This is a genomic window from Marinobacter shunpengi, from assembly GCF_045449695.1.
Classification (GTDB): domain Bacteria; phylum Pseudomonadota; class Gammaproteobacteria; order Pseudomonadales; family Oleiphilaceae; genus Marinobacter.
This window is the reverse complement of the sequence record NZ_JBJJKZ010000012.1, coordinates 367921-387570: the sequence shown is the minus strand read 5'-3', so window position 1 is coordinate 387570 and position 19650 is coordinate 367921. Positions and strand designations below refer to the sequence as shown.

Below are 19650 nucleotides of genomic sequence, written 5' to 3'. Positions count from 1 at the left end.
GTAAGTTCTGGTCCGAGGGCTTTCAGTGTAAAATGTTCCGACAGGGTGATTGAGAAAAACAGCAGTTATCAAGGACGGGCCACGCTAAAGTCATCAAGACGGGACTACAACCATTAAGGATATAGGTACCGCGCAGAACCCTCGCCATCGCATCTTCGGCTCTATGCTGGAAATTCGCCTAAAGGAAGTTGAATGGAACAGCCACCGATCGATATGAACCCCTTCAACGACTTCGAGTCGGCTAGTCGTGCCGTTCTCCGTTTCCTTCATGATCGAATAGACATGGGCTTGTGGATGATGACACGGACCGAGGGCCATGACTGGATCGTGCTTCAGGCAGATGATCACCGGTACGGTGTAGAGGAGGGGACCGTGTTCCAGTGGGTGGATAGCTATTGCTCTCGCATGGCCCGGGGAGAGGGTCCAAGAGTGGCGCCCAACGCCTCTGAAGTGGCTGTTTATGCGGAAGCGCCCATCAATGAACAGATTGAGATAGGTGCGTATATCGGAGTTCCTGTATGCAGAAATGACGGTTCATTGTTTGGCACGCTCTGCGCGATTGACCCTAGTGCGAAAAGGGAGTCAATGGAGAACGAACTCCCGCTCGTTGAGTTGTTGGGAAAGCTTCTTGGAACCGTGTTATCGAGTGAACTGTTGGCTGTCGATATAGAAAGGGCTCTGGAGAAGAGCCGGCGTGAAGCAACAACGGACGATCTGACAGGTCTTGTCAATCGACGCGGTTGGGGGGCAGCCATTGAGGCGGAAGAAGCCAGGGCCGGTCGGTATGGCAGTCCTACGAGCATAATGATCGTCGATGTGGATGGTCTCAAAGAGATCAACGACACCCAGGGGCATGCCCAGGGAGATGATTTGCTATGTCGTGTGGCTCTGGCCCTCAAGGACGCTGTAAGAGAAAGCGACCTGGTAGCTCGACTTGGTGGTGATGAGTTCGGGGTCATGGCAGTCGAATGCGGCCGGACTGAGTTGGATAGCCTTCTTGATAGGGTACGTTCGTCCTTTGCCAGGAACGGTGTTGCGGCCTCGATAGGTACAGCTACCCGTGATCCGAAGCTCGGACTGCTGGGTGCTATATCCGATGCTGACCGACAGATGTATGTTGAGAAAACAGCCCGACGCCGAAAGGTAGGTGGTTCAGGGGGCAGGCAGGATTAAAGCCGTGCACAATCAGAGCCTGGATTACGGTAGCGCTGTTATTGGCGGTAGTCCTCTTTGCCTGCACCACCTCATTAGTGTCTGAGGCCGGCTTACTAAAGAGCGCGACATCGAAATTAGCCAGCGCGGCGTTGCTCCAGTATTTCAAACAGCCCCATACCTGCCAGCATTGCCGCGACGAACACTATAGCCTTGAGTTCGCCTGCTCCCAATGCCACCAGGGCAGGGCCCGGGCAGAAGCCGGCCAGACCCCAGCCCACGCCGAAGCCCAGTCCACCCAAAATCAGGCGCTTGTCCAGGTGTGTGGCGGTGGGTAGACGCAGGGGCACGCCCAGCCATGAGCGGTTTCGGCCCCTGGCGAGCCGGAAGCCTACCAGGCCAACGGCCACCGCAGCCCCCATCACCAGTGCCAGGGAAGGATCCCAGGCGCCAGCAAGATCCAGGAAGGCCAGTACCTTGGCCGGATTGGCCAGGTCGGACACCAGTAGGCCCAGTCCGAATACCAGGCCGGTGATCAGTGCGGAAAGAAGGTGGCGGTTCATATCAGTTCCCCAGCAGATGACGGGCGACGTAGACAGTGGCAAAGCCGGTGGCCATGAAGCAGACGGTGGCCACCAGGGAGCGCGGCGACAGCCTGGAGATCCCGCAGACCCCGTGCCCGCTGGTGCAGCCGCTGCCGCACCGGGTGCTGATGCCAACAATCAGGCCAGCGATGACCAGTATCGGGTAGCTGGCGGCGATGGTCAGTTCCGGAGCAGCCCATGCCACTGTCCAGATCACGGGCGCCAGTACCAGGCCCGCGACGAAGGCCAGCCGCCAGCCGACATCCCCTGCCTGGGGTCGCAGCAGACCACCCACAATGCCGGATATGCCGGCAATGCGACCGTTGAGCAGCAGGAACGCCACCGCCGCCAGGCCGATGAGGGCCCCGCCGGTCAGCGCCGATACCGGGGAAAATGCATTCCAGTCTACAGTCACGATGCTTCTCCTTTGGGTTGGCAATAGAGTTCATAGAGCGTCTGGAGCAACACCAGCACGCTTTTGTCGGCAATTCGGTAGTGGATATGCTTGCCCTGACGTCGGGTGGCCACCAGTCCTTCCCGGCGCAGCACTCCCAGCTGCTGGGACAGGGTAGGCTGGTGAATTGCCAGCCGTGTCTCCAGATCGCTCACGCACAGTTCTTCCTGGCTAAGCTGGCAAAGCAGCAGCAGCCGGTCCTCGTGTGCCAATAACCGCAGCATGGCGGTGGCTTCACCGGCATTCTCGCGCATTTGGGCCACACTCAGATGGGAGGTATCAGCCATCAGATCATCTCTCTTCACTAAAACAATATATTGTCAGATATTATGTATAAAAGTATATTGATTTTATCGTCGGACCGGAATACAGGAGAACCCCCATGCGTCCCCAGGTAGAAGCCTTCCTCGACCCGGACACCGAAACCTGGAGTTACGTGGTGTACGAAGGCGCAGGTGGCCATGCTGTGGTCATAGATCCGGTGCTGGATTACGATCCCAGGGCGGGCCGGACCAGCACCGCAGGTGCCCAGCGCCTGGTGGACTTTGTGAAGCGGCACAATCTCACCGTCGACTGGGTGCTGGAGACCCACGCCCATGCCGACCATCTTTCCGCTGCACCCTTTGTGCGTGATCAGGTAGGCGGCCGGCTGGCCATAGGCGAGCATATCCGTGAGGTGCAGGCGACATTCCACGAGGTGTTTAATCTGGGGAAGGAATTCCTCTGCGACGGCAGTCAGTTCGACCACCTGTTCAGCGATGGCGAGACCTTTTCTGTCGGCGAGCTGAAAGGCCGGGTGATTCATGTGCCGGGTCATACCCCGGCAGACATGGCCTGGCTGATCGGCGATGCCCTTTTCGTGGGCGACACCCTGTTTATGCCCGATAGCGGTACTGCCCGTTGCGATTTCCCGGGGGGCGATGCCGGTACCCTGTATCGCTCCATCCGGAAGCTTCTGACCTTACCCGAGCAAACCCGTGTATTTGTCTGTCATGACTATCCCGGAGGCCGGCGAGAATACGCTTGCCAGACCACCGTCGGTGAGCAGAAACACCACAACATCCATATCCGTGAAGGTGTTAGCGAGGCGGAATTTGTCAGTATGCGGGAGGCGAGGGATGCCACTCTGGAGATGCCGCGACTGATACTGCCCTCGGTGCAGGTGAATATACGGGGCGGGCGAATGCCGCCGCCGGAAGGCAACGGGGTAAGCTACCTGAAACTCCCCATCAACCGCTTGTAAGGAAAAAGTCAGGAAGAAGCAAAGAAGGGCAAAGCGGAAAACGCAAAGGACGACGAGTACCTGCCCATCGTAATAAAAAACCCCAGCCAGGCAGGCCAGGGTTTTCTGAAGTGCTAGAGTCGAGTGGTGATTAGTTATTAACCAACCAACGGTTGGCATATTCGCGCATTACCTCTCCAGGTTCGCCGCCCGTACCGCCGATGGGGGCAAAGTGAGTGCCGGACGTTGTCTCCTGGCTATAGCGAGTCGAGTTACGACGGCAGTTGCTGGCATTGAAGGGCAGTGCCGGGGCCAGCACGTCACCGGTGCTGAAGATGCAGACAACGTCAACATCGCTAGCCACGGGGCGATCGATCCGGGTGGTGTAAACGGTGTCGGGCTGAACGGCGATCACGCAATCCGCATCCAGGCGATTCGCAGCATTGAAAGAACCACCGCCACCTTGAGAGTGACCAGAGGTACAGACTTTGGGATCTGACCCAACAATGTTGCTGTAACGGCTCTTCGCCTGGTTAACCGCGCTTTCCACATCCCTGCCATTTCCGGACTGGGTAGTGGTGGCAGCGGCGACCAGGACACACTGCTCTGCAACAGACTCCAGCATGCCGCTGTATGCGCTTACGGTACCGCCGGTCCCGTTGCCCCAGCCCAGAATGTTGTAATTACCGCTACCACCGCTCGGTACAAAGAACCGAGCGCCGGAACCTCGTTCGGTGTCAACGTCGCAGGCACCGCCGCCGCCACCACCGACGGCCAGCGCCGAGCCTGACATAAAAAGTCCTGAGGCCAGAACGGCTGCAATGCTTCCAAGTTTCATCTTTGTTGACAGTTTCATAACAAACCCCTTTGTTTGTACGTTATGTTGATATTTTTTACACTTGAACAAATGCATGAAAAGTAACGATTCAAATTACAACCATGAAAACGTACTGAAAGCACCTGCGCCCAAACCTGACGTCTAGCGTCTGGTGCAGGGTCACAAATAGGGTAAAAGCCAGGCTTTCCTCTTGCTATCACACGAAATTCAAAAATAGATATATTCGTGGAATCTCAAAGTAATTAATAATGACCCTTTGCACAGAAGGGAAGCACGACAGGTATGATGATCCATAGCCTTGGAAGAGGTCGTTCTTCGCCTCAGGGGCTTAATAAAGTTCAGTATTTTTAGTGGCCTGGGGGGGCTATTACATAGCGATTACGAGTCTTTCATCTTATTAATTTCCAGTAGCTCAACATCAAATACCAGCACGGCATTCGGGCCAACGTATTGTCCTGCTCCTTCCTCTCCATAGGCAATGTCGGAAGGAATATACAGCTCCCACCTGGAGCCTACTGACATCAACTGGAGTGCTTCGGCCCAACCTTCGATGAGTCGCTTGACTTCAACGGTGTACGGTTCATTACGGCTGTAGGTACTGTCGAATTCGGTGCCATCGACATAGGTACCTCGATAGTGCACAGTCACTTCATCGTCTGCCGTCGGGTTATAGTCACCATCACCTTCGGTGATGACCTTGTACTGCAAACCGCTCTCAGTGATTACCACGCCGTCCTTATTGGCATTCTCCGCCAGGAAGGCTTCTCCTTCCCGTTCGTTTTTCTCAGCCTCCACGGCCCGTTCTGCGTCTTTCTTTTTATTATGAATCCGCTGATAGATTTCGATGGTGGCGGCGATTTCTCCATCGGACATTTTCATTTCGTCGCCGTCAAATACCTCTCGCATCGCCGTCGCCAGCATGTCGACATCCAATGCAACGCCCTCGGCCTTGAAGTTCTTTGCCAACTCAGCGCCATAGGCATAGCTGTAACGGTCATCCAGATCGTCAAAGAATGGCTGTTCTTCGTTAGCTACTGTTGTTTTCTGTTCTGACTCCCCGGGTTGAGACTGTTCACTGTAGGCTCCCATGGATACCGTGCCTATCAATAATGCCACGGCAGCGACTGTGTATTTTCTCATGTGACTTCCTCACTGAACTGAAATTAAAGAACCAACATTATAAGAATGTCGAAGCAGAAATTATTCACGCAAATAATAAAAAACCTCAACCATATAGGCTGAGGTTTTTAAAGAGCTGGCGCTAGAAGCGATTAGTTAACCAACCAACGCTCGGCATATTCACGCATTACGTCGCCAACGGCGCCGCCATCACCGGAGGTCGGCGTAAAGTGAGTACCAGAAGTAAGTTCCTGGGTGTACCTGGTTGAGTTGCTACGGCAATTCCTGCCGTTAAACGGTGATGCCGGTGCCAGGGTATCCCCTGTGCTGAAGATACAGACAACGTCGACGTCGCTGGCTACCGGACGATCAATGCGGGTGGTGTAGACGGTGTCAGGCTGAACGGCGATGACGCAGTCTGCATCCAGGCGATTCGCGGCGTTGAAGGAACCACCGCCACCCTGGGAATGGCCAGACGTACAGACCTTCGGATTGGAACCAACAATGTTGGCGTAACGGCTCTTCGCCCGGTTAACCGCGTTTTCCACATCCCTACCGTCGCCGGACTGAGAGGTAGTGGCTGCCGCCACCAGGATACATTGCTCCGCGACAGACTCCAGCATACCGTCGTAGTTGCTCACGGAACCACCGGTACCGTTACCCCAGCCGAGGATGTTGTAGTTACCATCACCACCGCTGGGTACAAAAAATTCTGCGCCCAACGACCTTTCGGTGCTGACGCTGCAATCACCGCCGCCACCGCCGCCGACAGCGAGTGCGGAACCTGACATAAAGAGCCCTGACGCGAGGACGGCGGCTATGCTCCCCAGTTTCATTTTTGTTGACATTTTCATAAGAAACCTCTTTTTTATAATTTACGTTGTAACTTTGATCTTTACATAACCTAATGGAAAGTAAGAGTTCAGATTACAACCAAATAACCACACTGATCTGTACCTGAGCTCAGACCTGAAAGGGGTCTTTGCACCAGGATCCAGGGAAGTGTAAAAGCGAGGTTTATCTCCTGCTATCACCCGGAAGCCGCAAAGAATCTCCTGGCGGAATGTCGAGTGATCAAATTTTGCACTAAATCATCTTTCTTTCATATTTGCCAACATGGACACATTGGGTGTAACTCTAAATGCGAAAAACGTGCGTGAATGGAATATGGGGTTTTTCTATTGTGGGAAAGCGCATACGTGTCGATCAGGTCAGGTTTCGCACGACAAGTTACCAGTAGGTCGCATACAGCTGATCTACGTTGACCAAGGAGCACTGAATCATGACGACCACACCAAAGAACAGAATCTGCCTCTGGTACGACGGCACTGCCGAGGAAGCAGCATGCTTTTACGCCGATACGTTTCCGGATTCGGAGGTCCTTGCCGTTAACCGTGCACCGGGGGATTATCCCGCAGGCAAAGCGGGAGATGTTATCACCGTTGAGTTCACTGTATTGGGTATTCCATGCCTGGGACTTAATGGCGGGCCAGCGTTCACGCACGATGAGGCGTTTTCATTTCAGGTAGCCACGAGAGACCAGGCTGAAACGGATCGCTACTGGAATGCCATTGTCGGCAACGGAGGCAAGGAAAGCGCCTGCGGCTGGTGCAGGGACAAGTGGGGAATCTCCTGGCAGATAACCCCGATCGTACTGACCGAGGCCGTTACCGATCCCGACCCCGCCAGGGCCAAGCGGGCCTTTGAGGCGATGATGCAGATGAGGAAAATTGATATCGCTACGATTGAGGCCGCGGTTCGCGGCTAGCCGTTATAGGGACGTGTCGATTTCGTTTCCTTCAGCCCGACTAGTCAGGGAGTCAGACAGATTTTCCTTCCTGCAAACGAACGGAGCTGGACACCATGAAACTGTACGGAGCCCCCCCGACCCGCGTTCTGCGCGTTATCTGGTTGTTGAATGAACTTGGCCTGGAGTATGAGATGCTCCCGGTGGATCTCCTCAACGGTGAGCAGATGAACCCGGAGTTCCTGGCCCTCAATCCTGCGGCGAAGGTGCCGGTTTTGATCGACGATGGTCTTGTGATGACTGAGTCCGCCGCGATCCAGCTCTACCTGGCGGAGAAGCATCCCCAGGCCGGGCTTATTCCGGAAACCGTGGAGGACAGGGGCCAGATGTATCGCTGGATATTCTTCCTGGTGACCGAGATCGAACAGCCCCTGTGGCGAATTGGTCGGCACACACTGTTGTATCCGGAAGACAAGCGACTGCCCCAGGATATCGCCCTGGCAAGACAGGAGTGCATAGACATGGTGGCCGTGCTTGAGCAGCACATGGAGGGCCGGGAGTTCCTGGTGGGCGACCGGCTCAGCGTGGCCGATTTCAACGCGGCGTATACCCTTGACTGGGCAAACGAGGAGGAGATGCTCGGCGACGCGCCAAGGTTGCGGGAGTACCTGGCGTGGATGTACGCCCGGCCCACCGCGCCGCCGACCATCGCCGAGTCCTTCGCTGCCCTGGAAACCTGATCAGGGCCAGCCGTTCCGGCTCGGAGGAAGTTACTGCAGGTTCAGTTCGTAGACCGCCTCGTTGTTGCCGTTCACTTCCAGGAAGCTGGCGTTCATGGCGTTGTCGGCCACGAAGTTGCGGGCGCGGTCGGTGTTGGGCACCCGGAACACCACGGTCAGGTCCACGCTGGCGGAAATGGGTGCAATGGACCAGTTCTCATCCGCAGTCGGGGTAACCGGGCTGTTGTCGCGGATGTAATTGGCCAGCACGGTGCGGTTGGCGTCGGGTGAGTTGATCACCACATGGTCGCTGCCGGTTCCCGGGAACACGCCCCCGTTAGCCCGGTAGTTATTGCTGGCGACGATGAACTCCTGGTCCGACGTGACCGGCTGGCCTTCGAACTGCAGGTCCACGATGCGTTGGGCACCCGGGTTCAGTACGTTGCAGGTACCGTCGGTCCTGGGGGGGCGGGTGACGTCAATCTGGTAGGTAACACCATCGATGACATCGAAATTGTAGGTGGGGAAGCCGGTGAAGTTCACCAGTTCCTGGGGGGCGGTGGAATCCACGTCGATCTGGTTGAACTGGGAGGCAGAGCACTCCAGCCAGCCCCGGAGTTCATCGCCGTTGAGTTTCACCGCCATCAGGGTGTTCGGATACAGGTAGAGGTCGGCGGCGTTACGCAGGGTGAGTTCTCCGGCGGGCACGGTGGTGAAGCTGCTTTCCTCGGCACAGATACCTTCACGGTCGCAGGCCTTGAACGGTGCGGCGGCGGAAAGCACTGGCAGGTCCTGCAGGTTGACGTCCCCCTGGATCAGTTCCTCCACATAGGCCTTCTGGGCGTCGCTGACGATCTGGATCGACGGGTCGTCCTTTACCACTGCCAGGAAGGAGAACATATCGGCGGTGGACTCGCCGATGGGGGTGCCCATGTAGTTGCGGGTGGCCTGGTCATCCCCGGCCAGCAGGGCGGCGATGATGCTGTCCGCATCCACCACGGATTCGCCGTCCACCTGGATCGGCCGCGCCTCGACCAGGCTGTCCGCCACGGTCCAGGCGTCGTTGTCCACATTGTACTCCAGGGTCAGGTCGATGATGCCCAGGTGGCTGCCCCAGTAGCCGGGCATCACGGCGGGAATGCCCTTGATGGTGCCCTTGTCGATGTCCACTTCCGCGGTGTCCGCGAAGGCGTCGGAGGGAAACACGAGGTGGCTGTGGCCGAACATGATGGCGTCGATACCCTCTACTTCCGAGAGGTACCAGGTACTGTTCTCAGCCTTGGCGTCCTCGCTGTAAGCCTGGGTGCTGACGCCTGAGTGAGGAATGGCCACGATCAGGTCAGCTCCCTTTTCCTTCATCTCCGGCACGAATTTTTCGGCGGTGGCGCGAATGTCCTTGGCAATCACTTTGCCGGTCAGGTTGTCCTTGTCCCATTGCATGATCTGCGGGGGCACGAACCCGATAAAGCCGATGGTCAGTTCGTACAGGTTACCTTCGCTGTCCTGGACCTCTTTATCCACCAGCAGGTAGGGATCGAAATAGGGAACATCGTTGTCCGGGTTGTCATCGCCATCATCCACGTAGATGTTGGCACTGATGTAGGGGAAGTTGGCATCGTTTACGCTTTCGGCCAGGTATTCCAGGCCATAGTTGAACTCGTGGTTGCCGTAGTTGCCCACGGTGTAGTCCAGCTCGTTCATGGCCTTGTAGACCGGGTGCACGTCCTCCGCTGACATGCCTTCGGCATGGCGCCAGTCACCCATGGGGCTGCCCTGGATCAGGTCTCCATTGTCCACCAGCACGCTGTTGGGGACTTCACTCATCTCATTCCGGGCCTCGCGGATGAGCGTGGCGGTGCGCACCAGGCCAATGGAGGAATCCGGCTGGTCACTGTAGTAGTTGTAGTCCATGACATTGGAGTGAATGTCAGTGGTTTCCATCAGGCGCAGTTCCACTGTCGCGGTGTTGGTGGACGGGCCATCGTCGTCATCGCTGCCGCAGCCAGCCAGCAACGTGGCAGCCACCAGGGGGAGGGCGATGGCAATGGGGGATGGGGTGAACGTGCCTGTTCGACGTTTCATGGAGACTCCTTGCTCGGGATATCGGAAATGGTTCTGAAGTGGGGCCACCGGTCTTTTGCCTGGATTTCGTTAGGTGGCGAAGTTCAGCCTCAGGCTAGGGGGAGCCTGTGACGCCGGTGTGAACGGTGTCTTACCGGGCGATGACGATACCGAGACAGCGGAGATGACAAGGTAAACTCGGAAACCAAGGAAGGCACTGGATGGATCAGGGGCCGTCTTCCAGGCCGAAGGCCTTCCGTGTCGCTGATGGTATGATGATGAACGCTGGCGCCCTGTCGCCCACGACATCGTCGGCCTGGCGCGCCTGAGGTTTCAGTACACCGGGACGGTGACAGCAACAGGAAACGGGTTAAAAGCGGCCGGATGACAGCGCCATCCCGCCGCCGGAGGACAATGACCAGGATGCGGTATTCCATTTCCATTCCAGGCAGTATTATGTTCCTGGCGATGCTGCTGGCAGGCGCGCAGGGCGCCCGGGCGGATCAGGCTGATTCCCCCGTTGTGCTGCTTCACGGCCTGGCACGCTCGCACCATTCCATGGACGACATGGCTGAGGCCCTGACGGCGGCGGGGTTCCGCCCGTGCAATATCGACTACCCCTCCACTGACCACCCCATCGGGAAACTGGCCAGCGACTACGTTGTCCCGCAGATCCTGGAGTGTGTCGGCCCGGATAGTGAAAGCGAGGTTGCGTTTGTGACCCATTCCCTGGGCGGTATCATCGTGCGGTATCTGAACGATGGGGACGCACCGTTCCGCTTTGGGCGGGTGGTCATGCTGGGGCCGCCAAACCAGGGCAGTGAGGTCGTGGATAAACTTGGCGGGCTGGCGCCTTTCCAGTGGATCAACGGACCCGCTGGAAACCAGTTGGGAACCGGGAACGATTCAGTTCCCCAGTCTTTGGGATCCACCGATCTCGATGTCGGGATTATCGCCGGCCATGATTCCATCAACCTGATCCTGTCGACCCTTATCCCTGGGGACGATGACGGCAAGGTTTCCATCGAGCGGGCGAAACTCGTGGGCATGCAGGACTTTATCACCGTGCCGGTCAGCCATCCTTTCCTGATGACGGATGATGAGGTGATTGAACAGACCCTTCACTTCCTGCAGGACGGTGAGTTCCAGCATCCTTAGTATGCCCGGAGCAAGCGTCAGGTAACGACCGGTCGACCGACGTTCTCGGTGACGGCAGCTCGTCCGGTGGGAACGGACCGGACCTCGTCTGCCCTCAGATTCCGCCAGGCGGCGGGCGCCAGATCCTGGGGCAGGGTGATTTCTCCAATACGCTCCCGGTGCAGGCTGGTGACCTGGTTGCCGACGGCATGGAACATGCGCTTCACCTGGTGGTAGCGGCCTTCAAGGATGGTCACCCGTGCTTCGTTGGACCCAAGCTGTTCGAGAGTGGCGGGGGAGGTGGTCAGGCCTTCGTAGGCAAACCAGATGCCCTCCGCAAACCGTTGTGCGGTGTGGGGCTCGATGGGCCGAAGGGTGGTTACCCGGTAGACCTTGGGTAATTTGACCTCGGGTTCTGTCAGGCACCGTGACCAGGTGCCATCATTGGTCAGGATCATCAGTCCGGTGCTGGCCCGGTCCAGGCGTCCGGCAATGTGCAGGTCGGGTCTGATCCCCAGCGGTAGCAACTCCATAACCGTGGGATGAACGGGATCCCGGGTGGCGCTGAGGTATCCAGCCGGTTTGTTCAGCATCAGGTAGTGTGCCGGCAACGCCCGCCTGATGATCTTATCGCCCACCACCACGCCCTGGAAACGCGAAACCTCCCTGGCGGCGTCGGTGCATACCTCTCCATCCACCCGTACCTGTCCGGAGGCAATGGTCCGGTTGGCCTGCTGGCGGCTGACACCATTCTGATTGCTGAGGATGCGGGAAAGTTTCACGGGAATGTCCGGGCCGGCCTGGAATATGCGTGGCATAGTACCAGACCTGGCCCGTGTGGATATTCCTCTCGGTCGACCATCATCCGCTGTTGACGGCTTTCCTACCGGTTTCGTGGATGGCACCCTCTATCAGAGATGACATATAGCTGCCACGGTTTCCAACGAACGCCAGCAGGCGTTCCGGATAGTCTGCAGTAACCGCTTGCCGAACGGACTCACGTGTCCGCAGATGACTCCGCCAAAGCTGGACTTTTTCTGCATTCTGGAAAATATCGAGATCCAGTGCCGTATCGAATACGTCAAAGTACCTGAAAATCGGACCGTAAACGGCATCAATAAGGCAGAACGTCTCTCCGGCAAACCAGGGACCGTTATCCAGCCGTTCGTCCAGTTGCCTGAACCGCATTCGTAACGTCTCACAGGCTGTGTCGAATGCTTCTCTTGTGGCGCCACTGTACATCCTGGCGATCTCGGACAGGATGCCCGAACCGAAATCGATCCAGGCCCGATGGTCAGCCCGTCGCCATGGGTCCTCCGGGTGCAGTGTTCCCGGCGTAACCTCATCCAGGTATTCACAGATCACGGCGGACTCGAACAGGGCCCCTTTTCCCTCTGCTACCAGCACCGGCACCTTGCCCAGTGGGGAAATCTGTTGGAACCAGTCCGGTTTGTTGGACAGGTCGATGTCGGTGCGACGGTAGGGGATACGTTTTTCCTGCAGGGCGATGACCGAGCGCTGCACGTACGGACACAGCACGTGGGTAATGAGTTCGAATTCAGGAATCATGGGTGAACCTCCCCGCGGAACCAGCTGAGTGGGCGGGTGCGGCGGTATCAGGGGTTAATCTGCCAAACATTGTGTGTCCTCCACGTTTCTGGGGTCCTGGCCAGTATCTCTCTTGCACATGGCGGGTGAAATTAGCAATCATGGAAAGGTGATATTGCAATTTTGCAAAGCGAAGGTGAGGCAAGTGGACTGGAATTCACTGAAGGTTTTTCTGGCGGTCGAGCAGACGGGCTCCCTGGCTGGGGCGGCCCGAACGTTGGGGGTGAATCACTCCACGGTTTTTCGTCGTCTGAATGCCTTCGAGGAGGATCTTGGCGCCCGTCTGTTCGACCGGCTTCCCGGAGGTTACGCTCTGACCCCCCTGGGTGAGGAACTAAGGGAGTTGGCCAATCGTGTGGATGGCGCCTTCAATGATATTGAACGACGGATTGCCGGTCGGGATGTTCAGCCCGCCGGCAAAGTCCGGATAACCGCCCCCAATAACCTGGCCTACCGATACCTGCCGGACTACCTGGCCGATCTTAACCGGGATTACCCCGATATCAGGGCCGAGATACTTGTCAGCAACCAGGAGATCAACATGAGCAGCCGACAGGCGGATATCGCTGTTCGTGTAACGGCCGCGCCCCCGGAGCATCTCGTGGGGCGTAAGGTACGGTCCATTGGCTGGAGTGTCTACGGCAGCCAGGCCTATCGGAACAAGCACGGATTCCCCGTCAGTCCGGACGAACTGCAGCATCACCGGCTCATTGGCGCCAGCGGTGGCATGCTACGCTTGCCGGCCTTTGTCTGGCTCGAGCGCACGCTTGCTCACTGTGTCACGGCTCGCAGTGACGATCTGGTGGCGATGTCCTGGTTGGCGCAGGGCGGACATGGTCTGGCACTTCTGCCAAACGACCAGCAGAGACCGGAGTTGGAAACACTGTTCCCATTCCCCCCGGGGAAGTCATCGGATCTCTGGTTGTTGACCCACCCCGACTTGCGCCGGGTGGAGCGTATCAAACTGGTCATGCGCCACCTGTCGGATGCCTTTGCCGGGGATCAACGTCTTTGCTCAACTTATTGAGCAAGCGTATTTATAGGGTCTATAATCGAGCGCTTGCATTATTTTTTGATCAGACGGGCAAGCCACCATTTGCCACGAACTGACGCCAACCCTATAAACCTAACAAAGGGCGACCCATGAAACTTGATCAGGTCATTCAGGAACGCCGCTCCATCCGTGGATTCCTGGATAAACCCGTTCCCCGTGAACTTCTGGAAGAGATCATTGCGCTGGCGAACCGCGCGCCTTCCTCCATGAACACCCAGCCCTGGCACCTGCATGTGCTGACGGGCGAGCCCCTTGAAAGGGTTCGCCGGGGCAATACGGAGCGAATGCTGGAAGGTGTGCCGCCGAGCCGGGAAATTGGCGACTATAGCGCTTATGAGGGGGAACACCGTAAGCGCCAGATCGAAATTGCGGTGCAACTGTTCGAAGCCATGGGGATAGAACGCCACGATGCGGAGCGCCGGCAGGACTGGGTGATGCGGGGCTTTCGCCAGTTTGATGCGCCAGTGTCGATCGTGGTCTGCTTCGATCGGGTACTGCTGGACAACCCTATTGCCCATTTTGATTCCGGGGCCATGACCTACGGGCTGGTGCTGTCGGCCTGGAGCCGGGGGCTGGGCGCCGTCATTAACGGGCAGGGCATCATGCAGAGCCCGGTGGTGAGGGAAGTGGCCGGGATTCCGGATGACCAGGTCATACTGACCTGTGTCGCGCTCGGCTGGCCGGATGATGAGTTCGTGGCCAATTCCGTCGTTTCCCGCCGGAGACCGGTGAGTAATACCGCGAGCTTCCTGGGCTTTGAAGCCTGACATCAAGCGATGACGGGCGGCAACCGGATCACCGGGGCCCGCCAGGCTTAACCGGCCACATGCATCCGGTTACGCCCGCTCTGTTTGGCTTTGTAGAGCGACTGGTCCGCCTCGTACACCAGTTGTTCGGCCGTTGCCTGTTCGTGAGGAACGGTGGTGGCGCAGCCGACACTGACAGTGATGTGGTCACCGGTTGATGAGTGGTCGTGCTCGATAGCCAGTGCCTCGATGGCGAGGCGTGCGTTTTCGGCGACCCGGATGGCGCCGTCACGGTCGGTGTTGGGGAGTATCATCATGAACTCTTCGCCGCCGTAGCGCACCACCATGTCGGTGGAGCGTTGTATCTGAGCCTCAAGCGCCCCCGCCACCCGGACCAGGCACTCGTCACCCATCTGGTGACCGTAGTTGTCGTTGAAGCGCTTGAAGTCGTCCACATCCAGCATGATCACCGACAGTGGTTGAGGCTCACGGCGCAGGCGCAGCCAGGTGTCCTGCAGGTAGGCGTTACCGGATCGCCGGTTGGCGACGCCGGTGAGCCCGTCCCGGTCGGCCAGTCGTTGCAGTTCCACGTTGAGTGATTCCAGCTCGGCGGTACGCTCGGCGACTTTCTCTTCCAGGGTGCGGGAATAGTCCTGGACCTGGGCATACAGGTGGGCGTTCTCAATGGCCACCGCCGCCTGCGCGGCCAGCAGCCGGATCAACTCCACCCTGTCCTCGGTGAAGGCGCCGTCGGTCAGGTTGTTCTCCATGTAGACCGCCGCCTCGAAACGTTCCCTCAGGATGGGCACACAGAGGACCGAGCGGGGGCGCAGGCTGACGGTGTAGGGGTCGTTGAGAAACGGCCCATCGGCAGCGGCATCGTGCAGGACGATGGCCTCACCCCTCTGAAATACCTGGCTGAGAACGCTCATGGGCATGGCGATGGCGTTGCCGTGGTGATCACTCAGGGTGGAGTGCGCGGGGAGGTTGGCGGGTGGCAGGTCCTGCTCCGGCAGGATGGCGGCTTCCACCACACAGCGGGCCCCGGTCCGCTTGATCATACAGCCCCACTGGCCGCCAGCGTTCTCCAGCAGGATGGCCAGGGTTTTCTGCAGTAGCTGGTCCAGTACCATTTCGCCCGAGATCTCCCGGGAGGCCTTCATGACCGACGCCAGGTCCAGGTTGGACAGCGAGTGGCCGGGCGCGCCGAGCTGTGCCTGGCGCCACTCACGCAGTAACGGAAATTCCTCCTCTAACTGTTTCACCTTGCGTCTGGCGCCCCAGCGGTTGTACATGCCGTAGGCGCCACGGAGGTATCCTTCCGCCGACCGGTTCCTGCCCAGGGCCAGTAGCAGGCGGGCGGCGCGCTCGAAGGCGGCGGCCTCGTCCCTCAGGAACCCGCTGGCACGGGCGCCGTCGATGGCGGCATCGTAGTGGGCCAGGGCGGTCAGGTTGTCGCCGTCCAGGCGCGCCAGCTCAGCGCTCATCAGCCATTGCAGGTGCCGGAAGTTGGCCTCGCAGTTATCGGCCCAGAGGGTCATCCTGGCCAGGTCCTGTTCCAGCCGTTGGCGGGTGGCCTTTTGTTCGGCGATGCCCATGGTCGGGTAGCAGGTGGTCAGTGTCAGATTGGCGACGACATAGAATCGCACCAGTTGTGGTAGCGACATGGCGGACCTGATCAGTGTGTCCTGCTTTCTGACGGATTCCAGCGCCTTTTCATAATCCCCGTACAGCGCGTTGATCTCGGCATGGTAGATGTGATGGTTGGCAATACCGGTCATGAACTGACGGTCCGTCATCGCGTCCAGGCATTGGCCGGCATCGAAATCGCTGCTGCTCAGGCTGGAGGGTGCCTCTGTTTCGCCGAGGAAGTTGCGCTGCATCTGCAGGAACAGGCTGCCGGAGTCCAGCGAGTCCTGGTAGGCGCATTCGCGTACGATTTCCAGGTTCTCGGCGTGCAGTCGACGGGCGGTCTCCAGGTCCATGGTCGGGTCCCAGATGACGCAGTCCTGGGCGCTGTAGGCCAGGTAGAGCAGGTCACCGGACTGGTAGCCTGCCTCGATACCCTTGTGGAACCAGGGAGTCAGGGTCGACCAGTGATTGCTCCAGTGGTGGACAAACATGGCATAGACGTAGATGACACGGGCTCTCAGGCTCAGGTCGTCGAGCCGTTCGTTGATGGCAAGGCCGGCCTTGCCGTATTCGTAGCCGAGGGCGGGTTCGTCCAGTTCCCCGCACAGCAGCATGCCGTAGGCGGCATAGGCAAAGGCGGATTCCGGGCAGTTGCCCCGGTGCAGCGCCAGATTGACCGCCTTGAGCACCAGGTAGCTGAACAGGTTGCTGCCGGAAAGAAAGGCTGCGGCGAAGATCTCCATCAGCAGCCGCATGGCCGTCAGGGTGGCGGGGTCGTCGATGATCGGAGCGTCGACCAGATCCGCAATCTCCCGACCCGCCAGATATTCCTCAACCCGTTGACGCTCTTCGGCGATATCGTCGAGGGTCGGGTGTTCGGTGAAATTGACACCCAGCAGGGCCAGTCCTTCGATGGCGGCCTGGATGGACTCGCTCATCCTGCCCAGGGTGGCATTCTGGCGGGTGCGTGTGGCGAGGATGTCGGCACGCTCAAGGGGCGTTGCGGCATGCGCCAGCATGACCTCAAGCCAGTGGTCCGCCTCTTCGGTGTGGCTGGTCAGGTAGAAGCAGAGCTGTAGCTCCGAGGCCAGCGACTTCATCAGGTCGGGATGGCTGGCCCAGGCGTTCTCAGGCAGCAATTCGCGGGCAACCCTGAGGTAGTTCAGGGCCGACTCATAGGCGGAGGCCTGCCGGGCTCGGGTGCCGGCACGGAGGTTGAAACCGGCCAGTTGTCGACGTTCGTCCTCGGACTCGATCAGGTCGCGCCCCAGGTTGAGGTGGTTGACGATATCGATCAACAGGTCATTGCCGGGGGATTTGCCACCGTGTTGTAGCAACAACCGGCCCACCAGCAGGTGCATGCGTGGCAGCTCCGATGCCTCAATCAGGTTATAGGCCGCCTGCTGAACCCGGTCGTGCTGGAAGCGGTAGTAGGGGTTCAGGGACAGCCGGATGTCTGGCTGGCTGACCAGTCGGTAGTCGCTGTGCAGCGGCAGCACGGTGTACTGTTTCAGGGCGGGCAGCAGCGCCTGGGCAGTGTCCGCCGTCGAATGCTCGTAGATGGCAGCGAGGGTGTGGAGGGTGAAGGTATTGCCGATGCAGGCGGCCAGTTTCAGTACAGTCTGTGTCTCGGCGGGAAGCTGCCGCAGGCTGTCCAGCATGAACTCCACCACATCGTGGCTGATGTCTTCCCAGTGGGTCCGGGCCAGATGCCACTGCCACTGGCCGGTATCCGGGTCCGCTGAGATCGCACCCTGGGTATGAAGTTGGCGCAGTAACTCATTGGTAAAAAAGGGATTTCCCTCGGCTCTCTGATAGAGCATACCGCTCAGTTCGGCGCTGGCGTCAGGGTCGCAGCGAAGGGCGTCCGCCACCAGCTGCGTGACCGAGTAGTGATCCAGTGGCCAGACGGGGATCTCATGAATGCATTGGTGATTGTCCAGGTCTTTCAGTAGCAGGGTGAGAGGGTGCCCCGGGCCGACTTCGTTGCTACGGTAGGCGCCGATCAGCAACAGGTGGCTCTGGTCCCTGGCGGTGACAATACGGCGTAGCAGTTCCAGGGTGGGAGTGTCACTCCATTGCAGGTCGTCCAGGAACAGCACCACGGGGTGCCCCTTGCCGGCAAAGACCCGCAGGAAGGCGGCCAGCACCAGTTGCAGCCGGTTACGGTTTTCCGCCGGCGGCAGTTCGGGAACCGGGGGCTGGTCACCGATGATCAGCGCCAGTTCCGGCACCAGGTCGATGACCAGGGCGCCGTTGGGCCCCAGTGCGTCGGTCAGGCGTTCACGCCACTTCGACAGTTGCGCCTCCGGTTCCAGCAGGACCTGCTGGACCAGGCCCCGGAACGTGGCCGCCAGGGCGGAATAGGCTTCACCCTGCTGGAACTGGTCGAACTTGCTCTGCACCAGGAAGCCGCGCTCGCGCACCTGGTAACGGTCGATCTCATTCACCAGTGCCGACTTGCCCACACCGGAATAGCCATGAACCAGACAGAAACGGGTACGGCCTTCCACCGCCTGTTCGAACAGGTTCAGCAGCTCATCCAGCTCCTGTTCGCGCCCGTAGAGGGCCTGGGGGATCAGGAACTGTTGCAGGCGGTCCTGTTCTCCCAGCTCGAAGGGGAGCGGTGGCTGGCCCTGCTCAATATCGGTTATGCACCGGGCCAGGTCATGCAGCAGGCCCTCGCCGCTCTGATAGCGCTCGTCCGGGGACTTACTCAACAGCTTCAGCACGATGTCGGAAACCGCCTTCGGCACCTCCGGTGACACGCTGCTGGGAGTGGGTGGCAGACGGCTGATGTGGTGGTGTACCCACTCCAGCGTGTTATCGGCGACAAACGGGGGCTGGCCGGTGAGCAGTTCGTACAACAGTACGCCGAGGGAATAGTAGTCGGAGCGGTAGTCGAGGCTGCGGTTCATGCGGCCGGTCTGCTCGGGGGATATGTAGGCCAGCAGCCCTTCCAGGTGAGTCGCCAGATCCGTGGCCTGCCGTTCCTGGCCCAGCTCGGAGGCGATGCTGAAGCCGGTCAGTGCCAGTTCGCCACGCTTCCGGTCGAACAGGATGTTATGGGGAGTGATCGCCTTATGGACGATGTTCCGGGCGTGGATCTCGATCAGGGTCCGGGTCAGGTCCCGGGCGATCTCCAGCACCTGGAGTACCGGCAGGTGCCCGCCGTTGGTCCGGTTCAGCAGATCGGTGAGGGAGCTGTCGTAGTGATCGCTGATCAGGGCCAGGTTACCGCTGCCGTGGGGCAGCACCTGGTGAATCCGGCGTACACCGCCAACACCTTCCAGGCGGGCCGCGATGCTCGCTTCGTGTTGGAGCGCGGCCACCTGGCGGCGGTCCGGATATTCGGTGTCCAGGGTTTCAATGATGACCCCAGTGCCATCCATCTGGCGCTGTGCACTGTACGCCACCCGCCCGGTGTGGCGCCACAGGCAGGAGGTGATGGTGTAGCCCGGTAGCTGGACCGTGTTCTGCATCAGGGTCTTCCCGATCCGGATACCAGGAGTCTGCGCGGTAGAAATCGCGCCAGGCGAGAGCGTCCCACTTTGAGGCCATTTTGACGGTCATTTGA

At 59.0% G+C, this 19650-nt stretch carries 17 protein-coding genes; 7 read left to right on the top strand and 10 right to left on the bottom strand.

The features are described 5' to 3' along the window. Window positions 1–192 precede the first annotated feature (192 nt). Window positions 193–1173 carry a sensor domain-containing diguanylate cyclase gene (locus ACJO2E_RS08355; RefSeq protein ID WP_406963419.1) on the top strand — a complete coding sequence of 327 codons (981 nt, stop codon included), beginning with the start codon at window positions 193–195 and terminating at the stop codon, window positions 1171–1173. 116 nt (window positions 1174–1289) lie between these two features. On the opposite strand, the gene ACJO2E_RS08350 is transcribed toward ACJO2E_RS08355, so the two are convergent. From ACJO2E_RS08350 to ACJO2E_RS08340, 3 genes are read right to left on the bottom strand one after another with little or no spacing between them, the layout of a single operon-like run. Beyond that, entirely contained in the window at window positions 1290–1715 is a 426-nt protein-coding gene (locus tag ACJO2E_RS08350) for a DUF6691 family protein (protein WP_406963418.1), read from the bottom strand. Between the two features lies 1 nt (window position 1716). Beyond that, the gene (locus ACJO2E_RS08345) at window positions 1717–2151 is read right to left on the bottom strand and encodes a YeeE/YedE family protein (protein WP_406963417.1); all 435 of its coding nucleotides are present in this window, start codon (window positions 2149–2151) and stop codon (window positions 1717–1719) included. Beyond that, on the bottom strand, window positions 2148–2477 hold the full coding sequence (locus ACJO2E_RS08340) for a metalloregulator ArsR/SmtB family transcription factor (RefSeq protein ID WP_406963416.1): 330 nt from the start codon (window positions 2475–2477) through the stop codon (window positions 2148–2150). Before ACJO2E_RS08340 ends, ACJO2E_RS08345 begins: the two co-directional genes overlap by 4 nt. A gap of 95 nt (window positions 2478–2572) precedes the next feature. Here ACJO2E_RS08340 and ACJO2E_RS08335 point away from each other — a divergent pair, with 95 nt between their 5' ends. After that, window positions 2573–3433, top strand: coding sequence for an MBL fold metallo-hydrolase (locus ACJO2E_RS08335; protein ID WP_406963415.1), 861 nt, complete (start codon window positions 2573–2575; stop codon window positions 3431–3433). A 130-nt stretch (window positions 3434–3563) separates the two neighbouring features. Here the strand turns inward: ACJO2E_RS08335 and ACJO2E_RS08330 are convergent, their stop codons facing one another. From ACJO2E_RS08330 to ACJO2E_RS08320, 3 genes are all read right to left on the bottom strand, one after another. Then, window positions 3564–4268 (bottom strand): hypothetical protein, encoded by a 705-nt coding sequence (locus tag ACJO2E_RS08330; RefSeq protein ID WP_406963414.1) that lies wholly within the window; start codon window positions 4266–4268, stop codon window positions 3564–3566. Window positions 4269–4628: 360 nt separating this feature from the next. Then, window positions 4629–5390, bottom strand: coding sequence for a BamJ family beta-barrel-assembly machinery protein (gene bamJ / locus ACJO2E_RS08325; protein ID WP_406963413.1), 762 nt, complete (start codon window positions 5388–5390; stop codon window positions 4629–4631). A 131-nt stretch (window positions 5391–5521) separates the two neighbouring features. After that, window positions 5522–6160 (bottom strand): hypothetical protein, encoded by a 639-nt coding sequence (locus tag ACJO2E_RS08320; protein ID WP_406963412.1) that lies wholly within the window; start codon window positions 6158–6160, stop codon window positions 5522–5524. A 491-nt stretch (window positions 6161–6651) separates the two neighbouring features. On the opposite strand from ACJO2E_RS08320, the gene ACJO2E_RS08315 reads away from it, so the two are divergent. Together ACJO2E_RS08315 and ACJO2E_RS08310 are read left to right on the top strand one after the other, a co-directional pair. Further along, window positions 6652–7137, top strand: coding sequence for a VOC family protein (locus tag ACJO2E_RS08315; protein WP_406963411.1), 486 nt, complete (start codon window positions 6652–6654; stop codon window positions 7135–7137). Window positions 7138–7232: 95 nt separating this feature from the next. Continuing rightward, window positions 7233–7856, top strand: a complete 624-nt coding sequence (locus ACJO2E_RS08310) for a glutathione S-transferase family protein (RefSeq protein ID WP_406963410.1) — start codon at window positions 7233–7235, stop codon at window positions 7854–7856. 30 nt (window positions 7857–7886) lie between these two features. Here the strand turns inward: ACJO2E_RS08310 and ACJO2E_RS08305 are convergent, their stop codons facing one another. Continuing rightward, entirely contained in the window at window positions 7887–9917 is a 2031-nt protein-coding gene (locus tag ACJO2E_RS08305) for a bifunctional 2',3'-cyclic-nucleotide 2'-phosphodiesterase/3'-nucleotidase (RefSeq protein WP_406963409.1), read from the bottom strand. A 393-nt stretch (window positions 9918–10310) separates the two neighbouring features. Here ACJO2E_RS08305 and ACJO2E_RS08300 point away from each other — a divergent pair, with 393 nt between their 5' ends. Beyond that, entirely contained in the window at window positions 10311–11054 is a 744-nt protein-coding gene (locus tag ACJO2E_RS08300; protein ID WP_406963408.1) for an esterase/lipase family protein, read from the top strand. A gap of 17 nt (window positions 11055–11071) precedes the next feature. Here the strand turns inward: ACJO2E_RS08300 and ACJO2E_RS08295 are convergent, their stop codons facing one another. Both ACJO2E_RS08295 and ACJO2E_RS08290 read right to left on the bottom strand, forming a co-directional pair. Next, a complete protein-coding gene (locus ACJO2E_RS08295) occupies window positions 11072–11815 on the bottom strand; it encodes a pseudouridine synthase (RefSeq protein ID WP_406963596.1) in 744 nt (247 codons plus the stop codon). A gap of 79 nt (window positions 11816–11894) precedes the next feature. Then, entirely contained in the window at window positions 11895–12602 is a 708-nt protein-coding gene (locus tag ACJO2E_RS08290) for a glutathione S-transferase family protein (RefSeq protein ID WP_406963407.1), read from the bottom strand. A gap of 184 nt (window positions 12603–12786) precedes the next feature. Here ACJO2E_RS08290 and ACJO2E_RS08285 point away from each other — a divergent pair, with 184 nt between their 5' ends. Continuing rightward, the gene (locus ACJO2E_RS08285) at window positions 12787–13668 is read left to right on the top strand and encodes a LysR family transcriptional regulator (protein ID WP_406963406.1); all 882 of its coding nucleotides are present in this window, start codon (window positions 12787–12789) and stop codon (window positions 13666–13668) included. A 116-nt stretch (window positions 13669–13784) separates the two neighbouring features. Further along, window positions 13785–14462: a nitroreductase gene (locus tag ACJO2E_RS08280; protein WP_406963405.1), complete on the top strand. Its 678-nt coding sequence runs from the start codon at window positions 13785–13787 to the stop codon at window positions 14460–14462. Window positions 14463–14509: 47 nt separating this feature from the next. Here ACJO2E_RS08280 and ACJO2E_RS08275 read toward each other — a convergent pair whose 3' ends face one another. Continuing rightward, on the bottom strand, window positions 14510–19555 hold the full coding sequence (locus tag ACJO2E_RS08275) for a diguanylate cyclase (RefSeq protein ID WP_406963404.1): 5046 nt from the start codon (window positions 19553–19555) through the stop codon (window positions 14510–14512). Between the last annotated feature and the right edge of the window lie 95 nt (window positions 19556–19650).

Coding starts and splice junctions, on each gene's coding strand:
- ACJO2E_RS08355 (WP_406963419.1), top strand. CDS start 193: ATGGAACAGCCACCGATCGATATGAACCCCTTCAACGACTTCGAGTCG.
- ACJO2E_RS08350 (WP_406963418.1), bottom strand. CDS start 1,715: ATGAACCGCCACCTTCTTTCCGCACTGATCACCGGCCTGGTATTCGGA.
- ACJO2E_RS08340 (WP_406963416.1), bottom strand. CDS start 2,477: ATGGCTGATACCTCCCATCTGAGTGTGGCCCAAATGCGCGAGAATGCC.
- ACJO2E_RS08335 (WP_406963415.1), top strand. CDS start 2,573: ATGCGTCCCCAGGTAGAAGCCTTCCTCGACCCGGACACCGAAACCTGG.
- ACJO2E_RS08330 (WP_406963414.1), bottom strand. CDS start 4,268: ATGAAACTGTCAACAAAGATGAAACTTGGAAGCATTGCAGCCGTTCTG.
- bamJ (WP_406963413.1), bottom strand. CDS start 5,390: ATGAGAAAATACACAGTCGCTGCCGTGGCATTATTGATAGGCACGGTA.
- ACJO2E_RS08320 (WP_406963412.1), bottom strand. CDS start 6,160: ATGTCAGGTTCCGCACTCGCTGTCGGCGGCGGTGGCGGCGGTGATTGC.
- ACJO2E_RS08315 (WP_406963411.1), top strand. CDS start 6,652: ATGACGACCACACCAAAGAACAGAATCTGCCTCTGGTACGACGGCACT.
- ACJO2E_RS08310 (WP_406963410.1), top strand. CDS start 7,233: ATGAAACTGTACGGAGCCCCCCCGACCCGCGTTCTGCGCGTTATCTGG.
- ACJO2E_RS08305 (WP_406963409.1), bottom strand. CDS start 9,917: ATGAAACGTCGAACAGGCACGTTCACCCCATCCCCCATTGCCATCGCC.
- ACJO2E_RS08300 (WP_406963408.1), top strand. CDS start 10,311: ATGACCAGGATGCGGTATTCCATTTCCATTCCAGGCAGTATTATGTTC.
- ACJO2E_RS08290 (WP_406963407.1), bottom strand. CDS start 12,602: ATGATTCCTGAATTCGAACTCATTACCCACGTGCTGTGTCCGTACGTG.
- ACJO2E_RS08280 (WP_406963405.1), top strand. CDS start 13,785: ATGAAACTTGATCAGGTCATTCAGGAACGCCGCTCCATCCGTGGATTC.
- ACJO2E_RS08275 (WP_406963404.1), bottom strand. CDS start 19,555: ATGCAGAACACGGTCCAGCTACCGGGCTACACCATCACCTCCTGCCTG.